8 protein-coding genes are annotated in these 5881 nt (G+C 54.3%); 2 read left to right on the forward strand and 6 right to left on the reverse strand.

What is annotated here, in order from left to right:
* Positions 1 to 118: 118 nt before the first annotated feature.
* A complete protein-coding gene (locus tag ABJQ89_RS09465) occupies positions 119 to 661 on the reverse strand; it encodes a DCC1-like thiol-disulfide oxidoreductase family protein (RefSeq protein ID WP_348496003.1) in 543 nt (180 codons plus the stop codon).
* Between the two features lie 68 nt (positions 662 to 729).
* Here ABJQ89_RS09465 and ABJQ89_RS09470 point away from each other — a divergent pair, with 68 nt between their 5' ends.
* Both ABJQ89_RS09470 and ABJQ89_RS09475 read left to right on the forward strand, forming a co-directional pair.
* The gene (locus tag ABJQ89_RS09470) at positions 730 to 1059 is read left to right on the forward strand and encodes a DUF2322 family protein (protein ID WP_348496004.1); all 330 of its coding nucleotides are present in this window, start codon (positions 730 to 732) and stop codon (positions 1057 to 1059) included.
* Between the two features lie 45 nt (positions 1060 to 1104).
* Positions 1105 to 1479: a hypothetical protein gene (locus ABJQ89_RS09475; protein ID WP_348496005.1), complete on the forward strand. Its 375-nt coding sequence runs from the start codon at positions 1105 to 1107 to the stop codon at positions 1477 to 1479.
* Positions 1480 to 1502: 23 nt separating this feature from the next.
* Here the strand turns inward: ABJQ89_RS09475 and ABJQ89_RS09480 are convergent, their stop codons facing one another.
* From ABJQ89_RS09480 to ABJQ89_RS09500, 5 genes are all read right to left on the reverse strand, one after another.
* Positions 1503 to 2135, reverse strand: coding sequence for an aspartate/glutamate racemase family protein (locus ABJQ89_RS09480; RefSeq protein WP_348496006.1), 633 nt, complete (start codon positions 2133 to 2135; stop codon positions 1503 to 1505).
* On the reverse strand, positions 2132 to 2971 hold the full coding sequence (locus ABJQ89_RS09485; protein ID WP_348496007.1) for an ABC transporter permease: 840 nt from the start codon (positions 2969 to 2971) through the stop codon (positions 2132 to 2134). Before ABJQ89_RS09485 ends, ABJQ89_RS09480 begins: the two co-directional genes overlap by 4 nt.
* A gap of 3 nt (positions 2972 to 2974) precedes the next feature.
* Entirely contained in the window at positions 2975 to 3838 is an 864-nt protein-coding gene (locus ABJQ89_RS09490) for an ABC transporter permease (RefSeq protein ID WP_348496008.1), read from the reverse strand.
* Positions 3839 to 3895: 57 nt separating this feature from the next.
* On the reverse strand, positions 3896 to 5182 hold the full coding sequence (locus tag ABJQ89_RS09495; RefSeq protein ID WP_348496009.1) for an extracellular solute-binding protein: 1287 nt from the start codon (positions 5180 to 5182) through the stop codon (positions 3896 to 3898).
* 39 nt (positions 5183 to 5221) lie between these two features.
* The coding region (locus tag ABJQ89_RS09500) for an ABC transporter ATP-binding protein (RefSeq protein ID WP_348496010.1) at positions 5222 to 5881 on the reverse strand (660 nt) is incomplete at its 5' end.

Here is a 5881-nt window from a genome sequence, read left to right on the forward strand (position 1 = left end):
GCTTGTACCTGTTTGGGAAGCCTATCAAAATCAGCGCCGAGCACTTGACGATAGAGCGGATCTGAAGGGCTCGGGGCAGAATAGGTGATGCGCATTGCAATTGGCGTACCATCATCCTTCATTTCAAGAGCCTTTTCTGAACGTCAGGATCAGGCAAGGCGCAGATATCAGCCTCCCCGAAGAACCTGTAACGATTTCGGGCTATGATTTGATACATCGCGTCCTGCGCGCGCCGTGGCAGTAGGTTAAACACGGCAAGTGCGCGCCAGATACCACCTAAACGTTGGCCTGTGCGAACGACTGCATCTAGGGATGAAAACGCAAAGCCGTTTTCAAGATAAAGCCATGAAGTGGGATCGCTCGGGGACATGCCGTAATGGACCAGCAGGGCGGCGCCCACGTCGCTTTGCATGGGGATGATGGCGAACTCTTGGCGTTTATCTTGCCGCGCGATCCATCTGGCACCGCGCGCGCAGAGGGAACATTTCGCATCCATGACGCAAACAGCGTCACCTGCTGTAAAGTCAGGAACAGCAGCATCTTCACGGTATGAATAGGGGGTATGATCGCTCACAGCAGGCATGCTTTCTCGATAGCTGAAAGCGTTGGCAAAGTCGAACAGCCCCATTGCCGCATGTGCAGGCGACGGGACGCAAAACATGCGATGGCAGCAGCTTGAAAAAGCTGCTAGCTCCTTCGGCAAACGCGATCACATTTGAGGATTTTACCATGATCCAACCCACAGAGACCTTCAAAGACAACTTGAGCCTTTTGCCCTCCATTGAAACGCTCGCAAGGATCGAGCTTTCGGACCCTGACGGAAATCCCGTTGCGTCGATTGAAAACCAACCGGGCAAACAGGGGTCACTCGTGGTGTATCAGTATCTGTTTCAGGAGTTTGGCGTCATTGATGCCAAGGCCGCAACCCATGGGTTGGCTGTGTTCGCTGAACATACTATAGATGCCAAGGCACGCCCGGGCGCGCATCCGAACATCGATCATTTGTTGGCCATTATCGAGGGCGGCAAACCGTTGAGCGTGAAGCTCATTCCGGCATAGTCTGGCGTTGCAACGCACCCACCGTCCCATTGGCTGAGAGAGCTCATGACATCTGAAAATGCGGTTCAGACACTCGCACATCGCGCAAGACAACGCTTGCGCGATTACGCGCGTTTGGGGCAACCGGTGACCTATCAGGCGCTTACCCAAGAGCTAGAATTGTCGCCGCCGCATACGATCCAACAGCTGGCTGCGGCGCTTGAACATCTGATGCAAGAGGATGCCAAGGCAGGCCTTCCGATGATCGCCGCGCTTGTCGTCAGCAAGGCGGCGGGGGGAGTGCCGCGATTGGGGTTCTTTGAATGTGCCCAGCGGATCGGGCGCTTTGATGGGGACGTCAACGGCCCAGAGGCCATGCGCTTTCATGAGATCGAATTCAAAAGCGCTGTAGAGTTTTGGGGCAGGGCGGTATCGAGCTAGCCTGCAATATTCGGCACGCTAACTCAGAACATTTTCGCAAAATTTACAGCAGCTTGAACACCGTCGATGAGTTTCGCCTCAATATCCGCGCCATCCTGAACAATGTGCACCATGCCCGCGCAGCCGAGCACCACGCTTTGGACGTCATCTTCACGCAGGGCAGTTTCAATCTCTGATTTGACCCGCCGCGTGGCGTTGACGCGATCATTCTCCAGATCGAGCACCGGCACACCGCTCGCTCTGATCCGAACGAGGTTTTTCTCCAGCCCATAGGCCGCAACATTTTCAGCCAGCACAGGCACAGAGACTTCTAGGGTCGTCACAACAGAAAACCGCGCGCCGTAAAGCGCTGCCATATGATAAGCCGCTTGGCCAATACCGATGACGGGACACCGCGAAAGCGCGCGCGCCGCGTCTAGGCCGGTGTCATCAAAGCAGCCAATGATGATCGCCTGTGCGCCTACCGTGTTGGCCTTTTGCACCAACTTCAACAACGGTGGCACTGCAGCTTCACCATCCGCCGCGCCTTGAATCGCGGGCGGGCCATCTGTGGAGGTCCAACCGACAACGTTGCTATCGGGCGCTGCGCGTTTGGCGGTATCAATCATGGCATCCGTCATAGAAACGGTGCTGTTGGGGTTAATGATAACGATCATAAATCCCCCTTTCCCGCGTCAGAGGCCTGACGGCTCTTTCGACGGTTCATGATCAAGGCAACGCACAGGAATACACCGATAATCACCAGTGAGAAGACCGTGGTCAGCGTGCCAAGCGCATAGAGAACAGGTGACGTCACATTCGTGGTCATCCCAAAGATTTCTAGCGGCAGCGTGTTGTAGCTGCCCGATGTAAGCAAGGTGCGCGCAAATTCATCATAACTGAGGGTAAAGCCGAACAAAGCCACGCCAATCAAGGATGGTGCGATGATAGGCAAAACCACATGGCGCAGGGTTTGCCATGGGCTTGCGCCGAGATCTCGGGCCGCTTCTTCGTAGCTTTTGTCAAAACGGTTGAAGACGGCGAACATGATTAACAAACCAAAGGGCAACGTCCAAGTCAGCTGAGCGCCAAAGCCCGATGTTGACCAATGCACCTCCAGACCGGATTGGGAAAAGAGCAGGCCAACGCCAAGGGAGATTAAAATCGATGGGATCACCAATGACGTGATGATCAGATAAAACAGGATGTTGGAGCCGGGGAATTTGCTGCGAAACGCCAAGCCGCCCATCACGGACACAACGACCGTGACGATCATTACCATCAGCCCAAGCAGGAAACTCCGTCTAAAGCTGCCCCAGATATCGCCGACGGCCTGTTGCTCAAACAGATCATAGAACCAATGCAGCGACACGCCGCGCATGGGGAAGGTCAGACCGCCACCTTCGCCTTGAAACGACAGAATGCCGATTGTGATCGTCGGTCCATATAGGAACAGGATGAACACCGTGAAAAAAGCGGTGAGGACATAGAATGAACGAGGGCGCGGTTCCATCTGTCACAGCTCCTTACGAATATCGACAAAGCGCAACAGAATGCCGATGGTGATCAAAACCGTCACCAGCAAGACAATCGCGGTTGCCGATGCCGAAGGGTATTGAAGCAGCGCAATATCGTTTGAGATGAGGCGACCCACATTCGCAGATTGCGACCCCGACATGAAACGCACGGTGATAAAATCGCCCATGACCAGAGTGACCACAAAGATCGTCCCAATCATGATGCCGGGTTTGGTGAGCGGAATAATCACATTCCACAAAATCTGTGCACCATTGGCACCTGCATCCCGCGCGGCCTCGATCAGGGATTTGTCGATCCGCATCATCGTGTTGAAAATCGGCACAACCATGAACAGCGTGTAAAGATGCACAAAGGCCAGAATGACCGCGAAATCGCTGAACAGCAGCCATTCAAGCGGCTCGTCAATCACGCCCCAAGACAAAAGCGCTGAATTGGCGATGCCATTGCGCCCGAGGAAGGGAATCCAGGAAATCATCCGGATGATGTTGCTGGTCCAGAACGGGATCGTGCACAGCAAGAATAGGGCAATCTGCCAAGTTAGGCTGCGAATATGAAACGCCAGATAATAGGCGACCGTGAAGCCGATCAGCAATGTGCAGGCCCATGTGATCAAGGCGTATTTGAAGGTGTTGAAAAAGACGGTGTAGGTCACAGGGGACCCAAAAAGGAAGGCGTAGTTGTCAAACTCGAACGCGGGAATAATGGAAAATTCAGTGGCGCGCCAGAAACTGACGATCACGATCAAAATGATCGGAAGAACCAGAAAAAAGAACAAAACGGCGGCAAGCGGTGACACCATCAACCAGCCTTTAAGGGCCGTGTTTTCACGTAATTTGTTCATAGGATCTTCTTCTGGGATGAAAGGTGGGTGCGCCTGATGGCGCACCCTTTGCGTGGTTTAGGCTGCGATGAATTCGTTCCACTTGCGGACCATGTATTGGTTCTCGTCCATGACAGAGTTCCAGCACACAACAGACCCCATACGATCAAGGAAGGCACCGCCATCGCGCACTTCGCCCGCGCCGGCCAACTTGTCGCCTGTTGGTGACAGGATATCACCCTCTGCGGCTTTACCTTCGTACCAGAAGCCCCATTCGTCGTCAGACATGAACGCCTTGGACGTTTCTGGGACCGCTGAATAATAGCCCTGACGCATCAGGTAACCACCGACCCAACCGGAGAGATACCAGTTGATGTATTCATAAGCTGCATCCAGTTCGAGACCAGACAGCGCAGCCGAGATACCGAGACCACCGCCCCAAGAGCGATAGCCCTCTTCAAGCGGTTGATAGACACATGGAATGCCTTGGGATTTGACGGCGGTGATCGCTGGTGACCACATGGATTGGATCACGACTTCACCAGAGGCCATCAGGTTGACGCTTTCATCAAACGACTTCCAGAAGGCACGGAATTGGCCGTTTTTCTTCGCCTCAGTGAAGATGCCAATCGTCAGATCGATTTCTTCTTTGGTCATGTTGCCTTTGTCTGGGTACGTATATTCTCCCATGGATTCCACGACCATCGCCATGTCCATGATACCGATAGAAGAGATATCGAGGATCGACGCCTTGCCTTTGAACTCTGGGTTCAACAGCTCGGACCAGTTGGAAATCGGACGACCGATCAAGTCAGGGCGAATGCCCAGTGTATCGGCGTTATAGATTGTTGGAATCAGAGTCATCCAACCGGATTCTTCCTGAACAAAATCGGTGCCATTTACGCCAGAGGTAAAGCCAACCGTATGCGGCGCTGTACCCTGCGCGATGGTGCTTGTCGGTGTCAAAAGCCCGCTGCGGAACGTGCCGGCAATTTTGTCGTAGTTGTCGATCTTGGATGTGTCCATCGCTTGCAAATTGCCCGCGGCCCAAACCTTTTTACAGATGAAGTATTCGATGTCGGCAATGTCAAAGCTGTTCGGCTGCGTGGCAGCGCGCTGCGTCACGCTATCCGTGTCCAGCGCTGTCATTTCCAGCGTAAAGCCAAGGTCCTCTTTCACTTTAGTCGCCACATCATTCAGGTTCGAAACCCCTGTGCCGAACTGGCGAAGCGTTACGTCCTTGATGTTTTGCGCCCAAAGCATTGGCGCGCCGAGCGTGGTCGAGCCAGCAGCGACAGCCGTTGAGGCAGCGCCCTTCAGCAGTGTACGGCGGCTGAGGCCATTTCGATTGGTGAATTTCGTCATTTGGTCGTCTCCTTGTCAGTCAGTTGGATGCGCCGCAGTTCATGCGGTCAGTTTATGTTGATCGTTGGCGTCCCAGTGCAGACCGATTTGGTCACCGGGGTGGTGCGGGTTGGTAAAGAAAGTGCTGTCAGGGATGAGGGCGAGAACGTCCTGCTCACCTGCAATGCGCGCGGATACAGACACATGGGTGCCCTGGTATTCAACGGCCGTCACAAGCCCCTCGATCGCGCCCTTTGAGGGCTCTGTAAGTGACACCGCGTCCGTTCTGATGGCAAAATGCCCAGTGGGCAGGGCAATCACATTATGCCCCCCCATGAATTGAGCCACGAACTGGGTTTTCGGCGCGTTAAACACCTCCCGAGCAGGTCCGGCTTGTTCAATCACAGCGTTGTTCATGACAATAATGTCGTCAGCCAAGGCCAGCGCTTCGTCTTGGCCATGGGTGACGTGGATAAAGCTGATCCCGAGTTCTTTTTGCAATTTGCGAAGCTCTCCGCGCATGCGAATGCGCAAAAAGGGGTCAAGGGCAGACAACGGTTCATCCAAAAGCAAAATCTGCGGTCGCGTGATCAAGGCACGCGCAAGCGCAACGCGCTGCTGCTGCCCACCAGACAGCTGATCGGGCAAGCGATCTGCGAGCGCAGTGAGATCGACCAAGTCCAACATCTCGCGCGCCTGTGCGTGACGTTTTGTTGTATC

Source organism: Planktotalea sp. (genome assembly GCF_039984035.1).
Lineage (GTDB): Bacteria > Pseudomonadota > Alphaproteobacteria > Rhodobacterales > Rhodobacteraceae > Planktotalea.

What these genes read in the sequence shown, in the direction of transcription:
- ABJQ89_RS09495 (WP_348496009.1), bottom strand. Translation starts at nt 5,182, where the DNA reads ATGACGAAATTCACCAATCGAAATGGCCTCAGCCGCCGTACACTGCTG.
- ABJQ89_RS09465 (WP_348496003.1), bottom strand. Translation starts at nt 661, where the DNA reads ATGTTTTGCGTCCCGTCGCCTGCACATGCGGCAATGGGGCTGTTCGAC.
- ABJQ89_RS09475 (WP_348496005.1), top strand. Translation starts at nt 1,105, where the DNA reads ATGACATCTGAAAATGCGGTTCAGACACTCGCACATCGCGCAAGACAA.
- ABJQ89_RS09480 (WP_348496006.1), bottom strand. Translation starts at nt 2,135, where the DNA reads ATGATCGTTATCATTAACCCCAACAGCACCGTTTCTATGACGGATGCC.
- ABJQ89_RS09470 (WP_348496004.1), top strand. Translation starts at nt 730, where the DNA reads ATGATCCAACCCACAGAGACCTTCAAAGACAACTTGAGCCTTTTGCCC.
- ABJQ89_RS09490 (WP_348496008.1), bottom strand. Translation starts at nt 3,838, where the DNA reads ATGAACAAATTACGTGAAAACACGGCCCTTAAAGGCTGGTTGATGGTG.
- ABJQ89_RS09485 (WP_348496007.1), bottom strand. Translation starts at nt 2,971, where the DNA reads ATGGAACCGCGCCCTCGTTCATTCTATGTCCTCACCGCTTTTTTCACG.